This is a genomic window from Paraburkholderia sp. RL17-368-BIF-A (genome assembly GCF_046054045.1).
Lineage (GTDB): Bacteria > Pseudomonadota > Gammaproteobacteria > Burkholderiales > Burkholderiaceae > Paraburkholderia > Paraburkholderia graminis.
This window is the reverse complement of record NZ_JARESN010000006.1, coordinates 296336-313579: the sequence shown is the minus strand read 5'-3', so window position 1 is coordinate 313579 and position 17244 is coordinate 296336. Positions and strand designations below refer to the sequence as shown.

Genomic DNA, 17244 nt, shown 5'->3' with positions numbered 1-17244 from the left:
ATATAAGGAACCCGGGAGCATGAGCGCAACGCATCACGCGCCCGCTCGCAACCTCGCCCGCCCGCGCGGCGCGGAATTGCGCGACGGCGGCACGACTTCCGCCAGCAATTCGTCATGCAAGCCGCGCAACACCTCGACAAACGCCGACGCGAGCCGCTCCCGCGGCCGATGCGGCGGAAACAGCAAATAGGTCTGAAAACGCGTAGCCGGCACAAACGGCCGGATCGCAATATCAGGTCCGGCATAGTCCCGCGCGACGATAGGATGCGCGAGCGTCACGCCCATGCCGTGACGGACCATCTCGCAGCACATCGCGGTGTACTGCGCCTCGATGGCGAGCACGCGCTGCACGCCCGCGCGCAAAAACACCTCGTCCATCAAGGCTCGCGTGCCGTCGCCGTGGCACAGCGATATGAACGACTCGCCCTCCAGGTCCTCCGGCTTGATGCTGCGCTTTGCAGCGAGCCGATGCGCCGCCGGCATCACGCAGACGGCCGCCACGTCCGATAGCTGCTCGACCTCGCAGTCCGAAGCCTCGCTCACATAGACCGCCACGCCGAGATCGCAGAACTGCGATGCCGTCCAATGATTGACCGTCGCCGACGTATTGACGTGGAGCGACACCGTCACATCGGGAAACAGCTCGACGAAACGTTTGATCGCATGCGGCACGAGCGTCATGCCCGCCGACGGCATCGCCGCGATCCGCAAGCGCCCGCTGCCGAGATTGCGAATCTGCGCGGCCGCATTCGCCAGTCCCTGCAAGCCCACGAAAGCGCGTTCGACCTCGCGGAAAAAAGCCTCGCCCTCGCTAGTGGGAATCAGGCGCACGCCGCTGCGCTGAAATAGCTGCAGGCCCGTATCGCGCTCCAGTTGCGCAATCAGACGGCTCACGTTCGGTTGCGACGTGAAGAGCGCCTTGGCTGCGGCGGTCATCGACCCGGACACCATCACCGCGCGAAACGCCTCGATGTGCTTGAGATTCATGCGTATTTTCCCCAGGAGACGGTCTGCCTATCCATATCATCCATGTATGGATAGGTATTTTATTCGTATTGGACGACATAGCCAGCCGGCGCGACACTGCATTTCAGCGACGGGCAGCGAAGCCCGCCCCACACATACCGGAACTGGAGATCGTCGTCATGAAAAGAGCGTTGCATCGCCGTCTGTCCGCCCCCGCCCTTGCGGCCGTTTCGCTCGCCGTCAGCCTCGCCGCGCCGCTCATCGCGCAGGCCGAGACCACGCTGTATGTCGCCAACGTCGGCGGGTCGAACGAACAGCTCTATCGGCAGAAAATCATTCCGCCGTTCGAGAAGGCGCACAACGTGAAGATTGTGTACGTCGCGGGCAATTCCAGCGACACGCTCGCGAAGCTCCAGGCGCAGAAGGGTCATCAGCAGATCAACGTCGCGGTGATGGACGACGGCCCGATGTACCAGGCGATGCAGCTCAACCTGTGCGCGAAGCTCGACGACGCGCCCGTGATGAAGGACGTCTACCCGCTCGCGAAGCTTGGGCCGTCGGCAATCGGCGTCGGCATGGTGGCGACGGGCATCGGCTATAACGAGGAAGCCTTCAAGAAAGCCGGCTTGCCGCCGCCCGACTCGTGGAAGTCGCTTACCGACAGCCACATCAAGGGCAAGCTCGGCGTGCCGCCGATCACCAACACGTACGGCCTGCACACGCTCGTGATGCTCGCGCGCCTCTCGGGCGGCGGCGAGAAAAATATCGACCCCGGCTTCACCGCGATGACGAAGCAGGTCGCGCCCAACGTGCTGTCCTGGGCGCCGACGCCTGGCGAGATGGACGGCCAGATGCAATCCGGCGACGTGATCCTCGCTCCGTACGGCAGCGGCCGCGCGGTCGCGTTGCAGAACACCGGCTTTCCGCTGAAGTTCATCTACCCGAAAGAAGGCGCGGTCGCGTTGCAGGTGGCCGCGTGCGTGGTCGCTGAAAACGCGCAGCCGCAGTTGTCGCAGCAATTCGTGCAGTACCTGTTGACGCCGGAAGTGCAGGTGTTGCAGGCGCAAGGCATCGGACTCGGTCCGGTCAACAAGACCGTGAAGCTGACGCCCGAGATTGCTGCACGCGTGCCCTACGGTCCCGATCAGATCTCGAAGCTGACCGCGATGGACTGGACCACGATCAACCAGCATCGCACGGAATGGACGGAGCGCTGGAACCGTTCGGTCGAGCGCTGAACATCTTCGGCACTGGCAGATTCCTCGCGCGGCGCGCGATCTGATGAAGGAGCGAGGCGCATGGCCTTTCTGACTCTGCAAGGCATTTCGAAACGCTACGGCGATTTCACGGCGATCGAGCACATCGATCTGGACGTCGAACGCGGCGAGCTGCTTGCGCTGCTCGGCCCGTCCGGCTGCGGCAAGACGACGACGCTGCAGATGGTCGCGGGTTTCGTCTCGCCGACCACCGGCCGCATTCTGCTCGATGGCCGCGACATCACGAACGAGCGCCCCGAGAAGCGCGGCATCGGCGTAGTGTTTCAAAGCTATGCGCTGTTTCCGCACATGACGGTGGCGGGCAACGTCGGCTTCGGGCTCGAGATGCGCAAGGTCAGGCGCAAGGAGCGCGAAGAGCGCGTTGCGGAAGCGCTGTCTCTCGTGCGGCTGAAAGGCCTCGGGCATCGCTATCCGAAGGAGCTGTCGGGCGGCCAGCGTCAGCGCGTCGCCATTGCGCGCGCCATCGCAATGGAACCCGAACTGCTGCTGCTCGACGAGCCGATGTCGAACCTCGACGCCAAGCTGCGCGAGGAGATGCACATCGAACTGCGCGCGATCCAGAAGCGTCTCGGCATCACGACGATTCTCGTCACGCACGATCAGGTCGAGGCGATGACGATGAGCGATCGCATCGCGATGATGCATCGCGGCGTGATCGCGCAATTGAGCACGCCGTACGACGCGTATGAGCGCCCCGCTACGCCGTTCACATCGACGTTTCTCGGCCGCACCAACGCATTGGCCGGCGAAGTGTTGCGGCGCAATCCGCGTTGCGCCGAAGTCGATGTCGCGGGCACGACGCTGCATGTTCCGCACGAAGGCCGGCACGTCGACGGCGCCGTGCATGTCTACATCCGCCCGGAAAAAGTCCATCTCGCCAACGGCGATGCACGCGTGCGCGGCCGTATCGCGACGCGTGTGTTCGTCGGCAATCAATGGCTGCTCGAAGTGGAAACGGAGCTCGGCAAGCTGCGCGTCGCGCAACCGAATCACGGCGCGCCGCCGCCCGAGGAAGGCGACGAAGTCGGCCTCGCATGGACCGATGACGACCTGCGCGTACTGACGCAAGACCGGCCGGAGGGCGCTCATGGCCACGCTTGACGACGACCGCCCAGGCGCCGCGCCGTGGCTGCTGTCGGGGCCGGCGCTGCTGCTTTTCATCGGTCTCTTACTGGTGCCGCTGCTGCTCACGCTGATGTTGTCGTTCCGCGTGTTCAGCGACACGGCCGGCGTCACGTCCGCTTATACGCTCACGAATTACTGGGAGGTCGTCAGCGATCCGTACTACGGCACGATCTTCCTGCGCACCGCCGGTCTCGCCTTCGCCGTCACGCTTCTTTCGATCGTGCTCGGCGTGCCGGAAACCATCGTGCTCGCGCGGATGAAGCGTCCGTGGCAATCGCTGTGTCTGCTGGTCGTGCTCGGGCCTCTGCTTATTTCGGTGGTGGTGCGCACCCTCGGCTGGCAGATTCTGCTCGGCAACAACGGCGTGCTCAACAACGTGCTGCAGTCGCTGCATATCACCGACGAACCCGTCCGCCTCGTCTTCACGATGACCGGCATGATCATCGCGCTCACGCATGTACTGGTGCCGTTCATGGTGATGTCCGTGTGGGCGACGATGCAAAAGCTCGACCCGCAAATCGAATGGGCCGGTCGTTCGCTCGGCGGCTCGCCATTCGCGGTGTTTCGCCGCGTGGTGCTGCCGCAGATCATGCCGGGCGTGTTGTCCGGTTCGATCATCGTGTTCGCGCTGTCGGCGTCGGCGTTCGCCACGCCCGCGCTGATCGGCGGGCGGCGCCTCAAAGTGGTCGCGACCGCCGCCTACGACGAGTTCCTCGGCACGCTGAACTGGCCGCTCGGCGCGAGTATCGCCGTGCTGCTGCTGATCGCCAACGTGGCGATCGTGATGGGCTGCAGCCGCCTCGCCGAACGCCGCTTCCGGCATATCTTCGACTGAGCGAAGGAGAGCGATCATGAAACAGAACGGCATTCTCGGGCTCGTCTACAACGCGTTCTTCCTCACCTTCATTCTCGCGCCGCTCGTCGTCGTGATGCTCGTGGCGTTCACCGACAAGGGCTTTATTTCGATGCCCTTCGATGGCGCGTCGCTGCGCTGGTTCCGCGCGATCATCGAGAACGGCGATATCGTCTCGGCGTTCTGGCTGTCGGTGCGGCTCGCGTTTGCCGCGGCGACCATCGGCGTGCTGCTCGCAGTGCCCGCAGCGCTCGCCATCGCGCGTTATCGCTTTCCGGGCCGCGCCGCGCTGACCAGCTTTTTCCTTTCGCCGATGATGATTCCGGCCGTCGTGCTCGGCATCGCTTTCCTGCGTTTTCTTTCGCTGCTGCATCTGTCGGGCTCGTTCTGGTCTCTCGTTTGTGCGCACGTGGTCATCGTGCTGCCGTATGCGCTGCGTCTCGCGCTGTCGTCGGCGGTCGGGCTCGATCGCGATGCGCAACGCGCCGCGCTGTCGTGTGGCGCGAGCCGCTTCACCGCGTTTCGCCGCGTCGTGCTGCCGATGATCCGCACGGGCGTCGCGGGCGGCTGGGTGCTGTCGTTCATCCAGAGTTTCGACGAACTGACGATGACCATCTTCGTCGCGACGCCCGGCACGACCACGCTGCCCGTCGCCATGTACAACCAGATCGCGCAGACGATCGATCCGCTCGTCGCTTCGGTGTCGGCGGTGCTGATTGTCGGCACGGTCCTGCTGATGGTCCTGCTTGACCGCATGGTCGGACTCGACCGCATTCTGATCGGAGAAGCTCGATGACATTGACAAGCACCGCCGCGAGTGCCGATAAGCTCGCGGACGTGGTAGTCGTAGGCGGCGGCCTCGTCGGTTCGGCCGTCGCTTACGGGCTCGCCCGCGAAGGCGCGCGCGTCACCGTGCTCGACGAGGACGACGGCGGCTTTCGCGCCTCGCGCGGCAATTTCGGCCTCGTCTGGATTCAGGGCAAGGGCTACGGCCTGTCGCCCTACGCACGCTGGTCGCGAAGCTCAGCGACGCGCTGGCCGCAACTCGCGCAAGCGCTGCAACAGGAGAGCGGCATCGACGTCGCGTTGAAGCAGCCAGGCGGCTTCCACTTCTGCTTTAACGACGACGAACTCGCCGAGCGCGAAAAACGTCTGTCGACGCTGCGAGCCGAACTGGGCGATTACCCGTATCAGATGCTCGATGCCGCCGAAGTCCGCGCGCGCATTCCGCAAGTCGGGCCCGCGGTGATCGGCGCGAGCTACACGCCGATGGACGGCCACGTGAACCCGCTCAAGCTGCTGCGCGCGCTGCACACGGCGATGCAGGCGCGCGGCGTGAAGCTCGTCTCCGGCGAACGCGCGGCGCGCATCGAAGCTCAAGGACACGGCTTTGTCGTGCATGGAAAACGCGGCACGTATCGCGCTGCTAAGGTCGTGCTCGCCGCAGGACTCGGCAATCGCACGCTCGCGCCGTTCGTGGGACTTCATGCACCGGTTGCGCCGAATCGCGGGCAAGTGCTGGTGAGCGAGCGCGTCGCGCCGTTTCTCCACTATCCGACGCTCAACGTGCGCCAGACCGACGAAGGCAGCGTGCAGTTCGGCGATTCGATGGAAGAAGTCGGCTTCGACGATTTCACCACCACGCATGTGCTCGCCGACATTGCCCGGCGCGGCGTGCGCGCTTTTCCGATGCTGCAACACGTGCGGCTCGTGCGCATGTGGGCCGCGCTGCGCGTCTATAGCCCTGACGGCTTTCCGATCTACGACCAGTCCGAAGCGCATCCGGGCGCGTTCGTCGTTACGTGCCATAGCGGCGTGACGCTCGCGGCCGCGCATGCGCTGCGCGTCGCGCCGTGGATCATGGGCGCGGCCATGCCCGACGAGTTGCCCACCTTCTCCGCGCAACGCTTCGAGCACGCGAGAGAACTGATTTCCGCACACTGAATCCGACATGACTACTCAATCGACTCACACACCGGCTCACACGCTCTTCAAGGTGCTGCCCGGCGCTGAAGGCGCGGCCGTCACCAACGTCGCCATCTGGTTCAACGATCAGCCGCTTACCGTGCCCGGTGGTCGTTCAGTGGCCGCGGCCCTGCTCGCGGCAGGCGGATCGCGTTTTCGCGCGACGCCGGTTTCGGGCGCACCGCGCGCGCCGTTCTGCATGATGGGCGCGTGCTTCGATTGCCTCGTCGAGATCGACGGCGTGCCGAGCCGCCAGGCCTGCATGGTCGAAGTCAAGGCGGGCATGCGTATCCGCTCGCAGGAAGGCGCGCGCGATCTGCCGCCCGTGAGCTTCGCCGACGCACCGATGGAGAACGCACATGGCCGCTGATTTCGCTTCCGAGTTCGCTTCCGAATTCGCTTCCGAAGCTGTCGACGTCGTCGTGGTCGGCGCCGGTCCTGCCGGCATGAGCGCGGCCACGCGCGCGGCGCGCGCCGGCCTCAAGACTGTGTTGATCGACGAGCAGGACGCCGTGGGCGGCCAGATTTATCGCGCGATCGGTCGCGCCGATGCGCGCCGCAAGGAGATTCTCGGCCCCGACTACGCGGCGGGCGCGGCGCTTGCCGAGGCCTTCGCCGCCTCCGGCGCGCGTCATCTGACCAATGCGACGGTGTGGCAGGTCACGCGCGAGCGCGGCGTCAATTATCTGAAGGACGGCAAGATCGGCAGCTTCGACGCGCAGCGCGTGATTCTCGCGAGCGGCGCATTGGAACGGCCCTTCCCGATTCCCGGCTGGACGCTGCCCGGCGTGCTGACGGCGGGCGCGGCGCAGATTCTGTTGAAGAGCGCGGGCGAAGTGCCTGCCGCGCCGCCGGTGTTGGCCGGCTGCGGACCGCTGCTGTATCTGCTCGGCTGGCAGTATGTGCGTGCGGGCGTGCCGATCCGCGCGCTCGTCGATACCACGCGTCATGAAGACCGTTGGCGCGCGAAACGTCACATGTTCGCCGCGCTGCGCGCATGGCCGTTTCTCAGCAAGGGCCTGCAATTGATTCGCACGTTGCGCGACGCGGGCGTGCCGATCTTCGAGGCCGCCGACGATCTGCGCGTCGAGGGGCGCATCGGCAGCGATCAGGTCGAGCGCGCCGCCGCGCTGCACTTCACGAGCCACGGTAAAGCGCATCGTATCGAAGCCGATGTGATCCTGCTGCATCAGGGCGTGGTGCCGAATACGCAGTTCACGCAGGCGCTGCGCGCGGCGCATCGCTGGGACAACGCTCAACTGTGCTTCACGCCGAAGGTCGACGCATGGGGCGAGCTCGACGTGCCGGGCACCTTCATCGCGGGCGATGGCGCGGGCATCGGCGGCGCGCAGGCGGCCGCGTTGCAGGGCACGCTCGCGGGCCTCGCGGTGGCCGCGCAACTCGGCGCGCTGACCGCGGCGACACGCGACGCCGAAGCCGTCGAACATCGCCGCGCGCTTGCCGGTGTGATGCGCATTCGGCCGTTTCTCGACAGCCTGTACCGTCCGCGCGACATCAACCGCATTCCGCGCGACGAGACCGTCGTGTGCCGGTGCGAGGAAGTGACCGCGGGGGAATTGCGCCAGTTCGTCGAACTCGGCTGCGTCGGACCGAATCAGGCGAAGTCGTTCGGACGCTGCGGCATGGGACCGTGCCAGGGACGCATGTGCGGTCTTACGGTGACCGAAGTAATCGCCGATGCGCGCCGCGTCTCGCCGGCCGAAGTCGGCTATTACCGCATCCGTCCGCCGATCAAGCCGCTCACGCTCGGAGAACTCGCCGGTGAATGACACGACCGTCACGCAGGAAGCCGATGTGCTCGTGGTGGGCGGCGGGCTGCACGGCACGAGCAGCGCGTTTCATCTGGCGCGTCGCGGCGCGAAGGTGATCGTGCTGGAAGCCGATTATGTCGCGCGTCATTCGTCGGGGGTCAACGCGGGCGGCGTGCGGACGCTGGGCCGTCCGCTGCCTGAGATTCCGCTTGCGCTGATGTCGCGTGAAATCTGGCACGGCATGACCGATCTGCTCGGCGAAGACGGTGGGTTTGTCGCGTCCGGCCAGTTGAAGATCGCCGAAACCGACGACGAACTTCAGGTATGCCGCGAGCGAGTCGCGCTGCTCGAATCGCACGGCTTCACGCATGAAAAGGTGATCGACCCGGAGACCGTGCTCGACCTCGAACCGGCGCTCGCGCGGCATGTGACCGGCGGTATCTGGGTGGAGCGCGACGGCTACGCGTTGCCGTATCGGACCACGACGGCTTTCCGGCTCGCCGCACAGCGCCTTGGCGCGCGTTTTCTCGAAGGCACCGCCGTGCGCCGCATCGAACAACGCGGCACGCGCTGGCTCGCGCACACGCCGCGCGGCACGTTCAGCGCGGAGAAACTGCTCGTCACCGCAGGCGCGTGGTCCGGCGAACTGGCGAAGCAGGTGGGCGAGCCCGTGCCCGTGCATCCCGAAGGTCTGATGCTGATGGTCACGCATCGCGTCGCGCCCTTTTGCCGCGCAACGCTCGGCGCAACCGGCCGGCCGCTGTCGTTCAAGCAGTTCGACAACGGGACGGTCGTGATCGGCGGAAAACTGATCGGCATTGCCGATCTGGCGAATCGTCACGGCGAAGTCGATTTCGTGCGGCTCGTGCGCAGCGCCCGAACCGTGACCGACCTGTTTCCGCATCTGCGCAATCTCGGCGTGAATCGCGCATGGGCCGGCGTCGAAGCATTCACCGAAGATGAACTACCGGTGATTTCCGCGAGCCGCGAGGCGTCGAATCTGTATTACTCGTTCGGCTATTGCGGCAGCGGTTTTCAGTTGGGACCGGGTTGCGGCAAGCTCGTGTCCGAACTGATGCTCGACGGCACGCCAAGCCTTTCGCTCGACGCGTTCGCGATCGATCGTTTCGAGCGCAAAGCGGCGCCCTCTCACGCTGGCGCCGCGCAACTCGCGACGCATTAAGCGGTTCTGTTTTTTGTTCCGTCGTGCGCGCTTCGCGAGCACGCGCGGCGGCTTCGTTCGACCTCAACCTGAGAAATTGTCATGACCGATATTGTTCGTATCGAAACCAATCAACGTATGAGCCGCGTCGTGAAGGCTGCCGGCCTCGTGTTTATCGGCGGCCAGACTTCCGCGGATCACGCGCCCGACGTGAAGATTCAGACCGCCAAAGTGCTGGAGAAAATCGACGGCTTTCTGGAGAAGGCCGGCATCGACAAGACGCGGCTCGTTTCCGCGCAAGTCTGGCTCGCGGATATTTCGCGCGACTTCGCCGGCATGAACGAGGTCTGGGACGCGTGGGTTCCGCAAGGCTGCGCGCCGACCCGCGCGACGGTGCAGGCCAAACTTGCCGCGCCGGAGCTGCTGGTCGAAATTGCTGTTGTGGCGCTTGGCTGAGGCAACGCGGTAGGGGAAACGTGGGAGCGGCTGTCGTGTCGGGCAAGCGCTGAGATAGGAGTTGTGCGGATCACGGCCACGCGTCTAGCGATGCGATACGCGTGGCCGCTGCGACTTTCCCGCGACGCGCCGCTATTTGAACTTGACGAGATCCTTGAAGATCAGTTTGGCCCACGTATTACCCTTGGCCTGCACGAGCGAGCCGCCATTCTTGAGCGGTCCGAGCGCGATCGGCGCGAAGCCGAGTTGTTCGGCCAGAGCCGCGACCGGTGCCACCGCCTTTTCGTCATCGCTCGACAGAAACACGACGCGGCTGCCGCCGTTCACGTTCGGATCAGAGGCAAGAACCCCTGCGGGCAGATGGTTAAAGCCCTTTACGAACCGGGCGCCGGTGAACGCTTTGGCGATAACCGCGGACGACGGCTGACCGTCCAGTTCCTCAACGGGAACACCGAAAGCATTGGTCGCGTCGATGATCGTCTTGCCCTGCCAGTTCGGGATCAGCTTCGCGACTTCGCGATGTTCCCAGAACGGAATGGCCAGGAAGATGATGTCGGACGCGATGGCGTCTTGCAGCGTCTTCGGGACAACGGTGGGGCCGATCGCTTTTGCCTGCTGCGTCAGGCTCTCGGGCGGGCGCCGGCTGGCGACGGTCACTTCGATGTTCTTTCTTGCAAACGCTCGGGCGAGCGCCTGGCCTACCGCGCCAAAGCCAATAATCGAATAGCTCATGCAAAAACTCCATTCAATATGATAAGGAATCCGGATTTATGGAAGTACTTGGACCACCTTCATCAAGTCGATAGCTACTTCTACACGCTTATCGGCGCGATCTCAGATAGCCGACGTGCCGCCGTCGACATACAACTCCACGCCATTCACGAAGCTCGAATCGTCTGAAGCGAGAAACAGCGCAACCGTCGCGATTTCCTCGGGACGACCCATCTTTCCGCGCGGCACCAGCGATTCGAACTGCCGCTTCGTCTCTTCGTCGAAGACTTGTTCCTGAATCGGCGTGGCGATCTGCCCCGGGCTCAGCACGTTCACGCGGATATTCCTGCCCTTCAGTTCGTTGAGCCAGCCGCGTGCGAACGCGAGCAGCGCCGCCTTGCTCGCCGCATACACGCTGAAACCAGGGAAACCTTTGATCGACGCAATCGATCCGGTCATGAAGATCGATCCGCCATCGTTGAAGAGCGGCAACGCCTTTTGAACCGTGAACAACGTGCCGCGCGCATTCAGGTCGAAGGCCGCGTCGAAGTGCTGCTCGGTAATCTGACCCAGCGGCAGCGCTTCGCCCGTGCCGGCGCTTGCGTACAGGATGTCGATCTTGCCCTTCTCCCGCTTGACCGTATCGAACAGGCGGTCGAGGTCGTCGAGATTGGCCGCGTCGCCGCGCACGCCGGTCACGTTGCGGCCAATCTGCTTGACGGCCTCGTCGAGCGCCTCCTGCCTGCGGCCCGTGATGAACACATACGCGCCTTCTTCAACAAACCGCTTCGCGCTCGCCAGCGCCATGCCGCTCGAACCGCCCGTGATGACTGCAACCTTACCGTCTAGCTTTCCCATGACTTCTCCTTTCGTGGTGTCGGGCAGCGCCTCTATTCCCATTTGAACAAAAGCGCTGTATCTTATGGATCACTGATCCACATCCTGAGTCAAATATATGGATCACCGATCCACTTGTCAAGAAAATCATGCGAGCCGACGCCAGAAAGAACTACAGCCATCTACTTGAAGTCGCGCGCGACGTCATCAGCGAACATGGCGCCGATGCGTCCATGCGAGATATCGCCCGCCGCGCCGACGTCGGGCTGGCAACCGTGCTGCGCCATTTCCCGACGCGAGAAGCGTTGTTCGAGGCGTTGCTGCGCGAGCATCTGGACGCGCTGACGCAAAAGGCGGCCGAACTCGAAGCGTCGAGTCCACCTGACGAAGCGCTCGTGTCCTGGTTTCGCGAAGGCGTCGCATTCGTCCATAGCTATAACGGCGTTGTCGCGTTGATGGCGAGCGCCCACGCGGACCCTGAGTCCGCGCTTTACGCGTCATGCGCAGCGGTGCACTCGGCGGGCGAGCGGCTATTGCTCCGCGCTCAGGCCGAAGGAACCGCGCGCGCCGACATGAACGGTGTCGACCTGTTCGCGCTGATGTCGGCACTCGGCTGGGTCGTCGACCAGCCGTCGTTCGCGCCACGCGCCGATTATCTCTTCGACTTTATCGCGGGCGCGATGCTGACGAACCGGTCGAGCAAGGATGTGAAGAAGGGAATGTGAGATTCGTCGCAAGCTTCCTAGAGGTACGTGGATGGGTTGACGCGCTGCAAATGCCAATACGGCAATTGCATATCGATAGAAATTGGAACGGCGCACGCGTGCGGCCTTTAACATAGGCATCCTTCCTGTTCCGTCCTCGGGGTTACTCGCGCAATGTCCCAACCTCTCCGCTTCGGCGTCTGGGCGCTCGTACATGGCAGCCGTGCGGCGCTGCAGGACCCCGCGGAACCCTACGACGCTTCATGGGCGCGCAACAAGGCGCTCGTGCTGGAAGCCGAGCGTCTCGGCTACGATTCCGTGCTCGTCGCGCAGCACACCATCAATCCGCACGATCCTTCGCTCGATCAGCTCGAGGCGTGGACGGCATCGGCTGCATTGGCGGCACTGACCTCGCGCATCGAGATCATCGCCGCGATCAAGCCGTATCTGTACCATCCGGCCGTGCTCGCGAAGATGGCGCAGCAGATCGAGCACATCAGCGGCGGGCGCTTCGCAATCAATCTCGTGAACGCATGGAATCGCCCCGAGCTTGAGCGCGCCGGCATCGGCTTTGCGGAACACGACGAACGCTACGCGTACGGCCGCGAATGGATCACCGTCGTCGATGCGTTGCTGCGCGGTGAAGCGCTCACGCATCGCGGCGACAACTTCCGTATCGACGACTATCAGTTGCGTCCGGCCGATCCGTTCCGCGCGCGGCCGCGCATCTATGTCGGCGGCGAGTCGGAGCCTGCGCGTTCGCTGGTGGCCGCGCATGGCGATGTGTGGTTCATCAACGGACAGCCGCATGACGACGTGGCGGCTCTTATCGCCGATGTCTCCGCCCGCCCTCGTCCGGCCGGCCACGATGCGTTGCGCTTCGGCCTGTCGGCGTTCGTGATTGCACGCGAGACGCAGTCCGGGGCCGACGCTCATCTCGAGCACCTGTTCGCGCTGGCCGAACTCGACAAGCCGCTACGGGAACGGCAAAAAGCCAACATCGATCCCAACGCGGTGATGCATCAGACCTTCGCGCGCTCGGCGCGCGTCGGATCGAACGGCGGCACGGCTGCGGGCCTTGTCGGCGATTACGATACGGTCGCGCGGCGCATTGCGGAGTTCCATCGCGCGGGCATCGAACTGTTCATGCTGCAGTTCCAGCCTTTCGAAGCCGACATGGCCCGTTTCGCCGAGGAAGTCATGCCGCGCGTTCGCCGCCTGCTGGACTGAACACAACGCCACCGCCGAAAGTCAAACGCCCGCCCGTCATGTCACATCGTGGCACGCGCGCGGGCGCTTTCATGCACGCCTAGAAAAACGCACCGGTAGGCGGCAACTGACCTGTCAGCAAATTCTGTCCAAGCAAACGCTCCTTATAGAGCCGCGGATTGTGCGAGGCGATGACCTTGATGTTGCGCCAGTGCCGGTCGAGCGCACCGACACGCGAGACGACCGAGCCCGAGCCGAGATCGATCAGCCAGCTTGCGATCTGCGGCGCGAGGTCGTCGATCACGACCTTGGCTTCGGACGCTGTAAAGGTGGCAGCGAGCGTGGCCTCGTATTCGCCGTCCGTGCCGTAAGCGTCCCAGGCGCGCTGCAACGCAGCGACAGCGCGATCGGCGGTTGCTTCGACGCTCGCCGCATACGCGCGGATTCGACCGAGTTGCGACTGAAGCACGGGTTCGTCGGCGGGATGCTCGGCTTCGCCGTGATAGAAGTTGCGGCCGCGCGTGCGCAGCACGTCGACGGCGTCCACCGCGACGCGGCGCACAATGCCCGCAATGCAGTTGGTCAGATAGACCTGATGGAACGTGAATCCCCACGGCGCGGCGTGTTCGGACGCCGGCGGGTCGAGCGGATAAAGATGCGTCGCCGGCACGGTGACGTCGCGAAAGCGGGCCGTGCCCGAGCCGGTCAGCCGCTGGCCGAAACCTTGCCAGTCGTCGTCGTTGCTGACGCCTGCGCTTCGCTCAAGCACATATTGCACGGTTCGCCCCGCGCGGCTCTCCACCGCGAGGCCGACGAACGCGTCGTTGTACAGATTGCCCGTCGCGTACACCTTCTCTCCCGAGCCGACGTACAGGTCGCGCGAAGCGTCCCATTCGAGCCGGCTCAACACTTGAGTCGGACGCGCGCCGGCCGCCTTCACATCGCTTTCGGTAAAGCTCAGGCCGACGGTTTTTTTCTGCGCGCTCAATGCGAGGACGTGTGCATGGAACGGATGATCGCGCTTCCTGAGCGCCGTTTCCACTTGCCACAGATGATTGCGGAATGCATGCGCGATATTCGAATCTGCGGCGGCCACGTCGCGGGCTACGACCAACAATTCGCTGAGCGACACGCCATGCCCTCCTCTATCGGACGGCAGACGCAACGCGCCGAAGCCGATCGCTTTGAGTCTCGCGATCTCGTCGTACGGCAGACGATGTTCCCGTTCGCGCGCCGCGGCAGTCGCGGCGATGTCGGCAATAATCTCCGCGAAGCCGAGCTTCACGCTCAGCGGCGAAATCCACTGCGTGGGCCCCGCTTCCTTGATGTTGCTGGTGTCAGTCATGCGCTCGCCCGTGTTCAAACTCTGATGCTGTAGTCCGCGACCTTGATGCGCGAGTTGATGATCTTGCGCTCCGCGAGCCAGTCGGCGGCGCGCTGAAACTGCGCGATGAAGGCGGCGTCGTCTGCTTCGTGGAACTGGTTCACGCGCTTGAGGCCGGCGAGATAGTCGCGCACCTGATCCGGATACTTGCCCTCGCGCTGCACGAGCTGCTCCGCTTCGACGGAGTGCGACGACTGCCATGTCCCTTCAACGTAATACGCATCGATGACCGCGCGGATCAGTTCGGAGTTCTCTTCGGTGAACTTGCGGCGCGTGACCAGCGAGCTATAGTCGATCAGGAAATCCAGGTCGCGGCCTTCGTTGAATATGTCCTTCGCGTCGTTCGAGAAGCGCGCGATGTCCACGCCCGGCGACCACATGGACCAGGCGTCGACCCGGCCTTGCGCGAACGCCGGTGCGGCGTCGGGCGGATTCAGATAGACGAACTGCACCTTGTCCCGGTCGATGCGATGTTTCTCCAGCGCGGCGATAAGCAGAAACTCGCCGAGTCCGGAGCGGTTGACGGCGACCTTGCGGCCCGCGAGATCCGCAATCGAGTTGATGCCGCTCGACTTCTTCGCGATGATGGAAGTGGAGCGCGGCGAATAGATATCGAACGCATTGAAGACGATCGGCGAGCCGGCGAGCATTGCGGCGAGCGCGGGCGTCGTCGATCCCCAGAAACCGAAGTCCGCGCTGCCGCCGACCACGGCCTGAATCGACGGCGCGTGGTTCGGGAACGGCCCGATCCATTCGACCTTGATGCCTTTGGCCGCGAGCGTCTTTTCGAACACGCCGCGCTGTTTGGCGATGTCGGGCAGGCTGCCGTAGCCCCAGCCGATTCGTACGGTGTCCGTATTACGTGTGAGCTTGCGCGGTTCGGCTGCCTGCGCCGGAACGAGGCCGCCCACGGCGGCGCCGGCCAGCAGGCCGCCCGCCGCGCGCAGCAACTGGCGGCGGCTCAGCAATGAATCATTCATCCTTTGAGATCCTTCGGTTTGACGTGAAACGGGTCAATGCGACTGAACGCCCAGCTCTTCGAGCAGAATGGACCGCAGCGTGCCGGCGTGGTCTTTGGGGCGGAACGAGGCCGCGATGCGGCCTGCGCGCATGACGATGATCCTGTCTGCAAGGGTCAGCGCTTCGTCGACATCGTGAGTGACGATCAGCACGCCTGGCTGGTGGAGCGCGACAAGCTCTTTGACGAGTCCGTGCATCTTGATGCGGGTCAGCGCGTCGAGCGCCGCGAACGGTTCATCGAGCAGCAGCAGCGCGGGATCGGGAACAAGCGCGCGTGCCAGCGCCACGCGCTGAGCCTGGCCGCCCGAGAGGTTGCGCGGCCAGTCGTCCTCACGGCCGGCGAGCCCGACTTCGGCGAGCGCGCGCGCGGCGCCGTCGCGGCCAATCGTCCTTTCGTGACCGAGCGCGACGTTCTCCCACAGCGGCGCCCACGGCAAAAGGCGAGGTTCCTGGAACACGACGGACGGACGTTCCGGCGCGCGAATCGTCCCCGCGTCCGGCTGATCGAGTCCGGCCAACGCGCGCAGCAGCGTCGTCTTGCCGCAACCGCTCTCACCCAGCAGCGCGACGAATTCGCCCTTCTGGATGTCGAGGTCGAGCGAGTCGATCACGACGCGGCTGCCATAGCGTCGCTTTAGTCCACGCACTGAAACGGCCAATGCTTGAGTACCGATGCGTTCGCGTTCCCGTGAAGGCGCTGCCGCAGCGCGATCGCGAGATGGAGCGGTAGGCTGATTCACTTGCGCGCTCCTTTCGTGTAATTCGCGTGCCACGAGAGGAAGCGGCCTTCGAGCAGACGCACCAGCGCGTCCGCGACGACGCCGATGATCGCGTAAATGATCATCGTGAGGATGATGACGTTCGTATTGAGGAATTCGCGTGCATCCATCGCGAGGAAGCCAATGCCCTTCGTCGTTGCGAGCGTTTCGGCGATGACCAGCGCGAGCCACGCATGCGCGAGCGCGTAGCGCACGCCCGTGAGAATGGAAGGCATCGCGCCCGGAAGAATGATCCGCCGCACGATCGCGGCCCGCTCGAGTCCGACCACGCGGCCAAGCTCCATGAGCTTCGGATCGATCTGGCGAATGCCGAGCATCGTGTTGATGTAAATCGGAAAGAGCACCGCGAGCGCCACCAGGAAAATCTTCGCGACTTCGCCGACGCCGAACCACACGATCACGAGCGGCAGCATGGCGAGGAACGGAACTGCACGCACCATCTGAACGGAGCGGTCGAGAAGCGCCTGTGCAAGCGGCGAAAAGCCGACGATGACGCCAAGCGCGAGGCCGAGCGTTCCGCCGATCACGAACCCGCCCGCGGCGCGCAGCAGCGACACACCGAGATGAACGAAAAGATCGCCGTTACGTGCCAGGTTGAGGGCGGTTTCAAGCACGCTGCTCGGAGCAGGCAGCACTTGCGGCGCAATGAATCCGGCGCGTGCAGCGGTTTCCCACAGCAGCACGACGACCGCGGGAATTATCCACGAGAGCCAGATGTACAGCGTCGCTTGAGAAACGCCTACGCGGGACGGTTGCGCGGCGACATAGCTGTTGCGGATGGAAGTCAGGTCGGCCATGCGGCGGGAGACGTCATGAGTCATCGGGAAGGAGTGTGGAGATACATCCCGCAGCCTAAGTAAAAACTTTGCTGTTCTCCAACGAATCAATCCTTCTAACGATATGCGCTGCGTATGCAATGTGCACCGGCATGCCGTTATAACGACGAATTCCGTCCGTATTGCGTCACCCTCCCATGCGATGTTACGTACTTTGAAAACATAACGACGTGCTTAGCACTGCGCCG

The 17244-nt window shown here is 64.2% G+C and carries 18 protein-coding genes; 11 read left to right on the top strand and 7 right to left on the bottom strand.

Going from position 1 to position 17244, the window contains the following annotated elements:
• Positions 1-33: 33 nt before the first annotated feature.
• Entirely contained in the window at positions 34-987 is a 954-nt protein-coding gene (locus P0D87_RS13580) for a LysR substrate-binding domain-containing protein (protein WP_053860547.1), read from the bottom strand.
• Positions 988-1145: 158 nt separating this feature from the next.
• On the opposite strand from P0D87_RS13580, the gene P0D87_RS13575 reads away from it, so the two are divergent.
• The 9 genes from P0D87_RS13575 (at position 1146) to P0D87_RS13535 (ending at position 9576) form a co-directional block, all read left to right on the top strand.
• Complete coding sequence (locus P0D87_RS13575) at positions 1146-2204, top strand: ABC transporter substrate-binding protein (protein WP_029968964.1); 1059 nt, start codon at positions 1146-1148, stop codon at positions 2202-2204.
• Between the two features lie 60 nt (positions 2205-2264).
• Positions 2265-3344 (top strand): ABC transporter ATP-binding protein, encoded by a 1080-nt coding sequence (locus tag P0D87_RS13570; protein WP_006050364.1) that lies wholly within the window; start codon positions 2265-2267, stop codon positions 3342-3344.
• Positions 3331-4203, top strand: coding sequence for an ABC transporter permease (locus P0D87_RS13565; RefSeq protein WP_053860546.1), 873 nt, complete (start codon positions 3331-3333; stop codon positions 4201-4203). The genes P0D87_RS13570 and P0D87_RS13565 overlap by 14 nt, the downstream gene beginning before the upstream one ends.
• A 16-nt stretch (positions 4204-4219) precedes the next feature.
• Complete coding sequence (locus tag P0D87_RS13560) at positions 4220-5017, top strand: ABC transporter permease (RefSeq protein ID WP_006050366.1); 798 nt, start codon at positions 4220-4222, stop codon at positions 5015-5017.
• Entirely contained in the window at positions 5014-6165 is a 1152-nt protein-coding gene (locus P0D87_RS13555) for an NAD(P)/FAD-dependent oxidoreductase (RefSeq protein ID WP_006050367.1), read from the top strand. The genes P0D87_RS13560 and P0D87_RS13555 overlap by 4 nt, the downstream gene beginning before the upstream one ends.
• Positions 6166-6172: 7 nt before the next feature.
• Complete coding sequence (locus P0D87_RS13550) at positions 6173-6556, top strand: (2Fe-2S)-binding protein (protein WP_053860545.1); 384 nt, start codon at positions 6173-6175, stop codon at positions 6554-6556.
• Positions 6546-7976, top strand: a complete 1431-nt coding sequence (locus tag P0D87_RS13545; protein ID WP_053860544.1) for an FAD/NAD(P)-dependent oxidoreductase — start codon at positions 6546-6548, stop codon at positions 7974-7976. The genes P0D87_RS13550 and P0D87_RS13545 overlap by 11 nt, the downstream gene beginning before the upstream one ends.
• Positions 7969-9141, top strand: coding sequence for an NAD(P)/FAD-dependent oxidoreductase (locus tag P0D87_RS13540; protein ID WP_408636847.1), 1173 nt, complete (start codon positions 7969-7971; stop codon positions 9139-9141). The genes P0D87_RS13545 and P0D87_RS13540 overlap by 8 nt, the downstream gene beginning before the upstream one ends.
• A gap of 81 nt (positions 9142-9222) precedes the next feature.
• The gene (locus P0D87_RS13535) at positions 9223-9576 is read left to right on the top strand and encodes a RidA family protein (protein WP_006050371.1); all 354 of its coding nucleotides are present in this window, start codon (positions 9223-9225) and stop codon (positions 9574-9576) included.
• Positions 9577-9708: 132 nt separating this feature from the next.
• Here P0D87_RS13535 and P0D87_RS13530 read toward each other — a convergent pair whose 3' ends face one another.
• Together P0D87_RS13530 and P0D87_RS13525 are read right to left on the bottom strand one after the other, a co-directional pair.
• On the bottom strand, positions 9709-10308 hold the full coding sequence (locus tag P0D87_RS13530; protein ID WP_053860542.1) for an NADPH-dependent F420 reductase: 600 nt from the start codon (positions 10306-10308) through the stop codon (positions 9709-9711).
• Between the two features lie 102 nt (positions 10309-10410).
• A complete protein-coding gene (locus P0D87_RS13525) occupies positions 10411-11145 on the bottom strand; it encodes an SDR family NAD(P)-dependent oxidoreductase (RefSeq protein WP_006050373.1) in 735 nt (244 codons plus the stop codon).
• A 128-nt stretch (positions 11146-11273) separates the two neighbouring features.
• Between P0D87_RS13525 and P0D87_RS13520 the strand changes: the two genes are divergently transcribed.
• Entirely contained in the window at positions 11274-11849 is a 576-nt protein-coding gene (locus P0D87_RS13520) for a TetR/AcrR family transcriptional regulator (RefSeq protein ID WP_053860541.1), read from the top strand.
• A 153-nt stretch (positions 11850-12002) separates the two neighbouring features.
• Positions 12003-13058, top strand: coding sequence for an LLM class flavin-dependent oxidoreductase (locus P0D87_RS13515; RefSeq protein ID WP_053860540.1), 1056 nt, complete (start codon positions 12003-12005; stop codon positions 13056-13058).
• A gap of 79 nt (positions 13059-13137) precedes the next feature.
• Here P0D87_RS13515 and P0D87_RS13510 read toward each other — a convergent pair whose 3' ends face one another.
• The 4 genes from P0D87_RS13510 to P0D87_RS13495 form a co-directional block, all read right to left on the bottom strand.
• On the bottom strand, positions 13138-14382 hold the full coding sequence (locus P0D87_RS13510; RefSeq protein ID WP_053860890.1) for an acyl-CoA dehydrogenase family protein: 1245 nt from the start codon (positions 14380-14382) through the stop codon (positions 13138-13140).
• A gap of 14 nt (positions 14383-14396) precedes the next feature.
• Positions 14397-15401, bottom strand: coding sequence for an NrtA/SsuA/CpmA family ABC transporter substrate-binding protein (locus P0D87_RS13505; RefSeq protein ID WP_006050377.1), 1005 nt, complete (start codon positions 15399-15401; stop codon positions 14397-14399).
• A gap of 33 nt (positions 15402-15434) precedes the next feature.
• A complete protein-coding gene (locus tag P0D87_RS13500) occupies positions 15435-16115 on the bottom strand; it encodes an ABC transporter ATP-binding protein (protein WP_051153974.1) in 681 nt (226 codons plus the stop codon).
• 62 nt (positions 16116-16177) lie between these two features.
• Positions 16178-17017 (bottom strand): ABC transporter permease subunit, encoded by an 840-nt coding sequence (locus P0D87_RS13495; protein WP_053860539.1) that lies wholly within the window; start codon positions 17015-17017, stop codon positions 16178-16180.
• Positions 17018-17244: the final 227 nt, after the last annotated feature.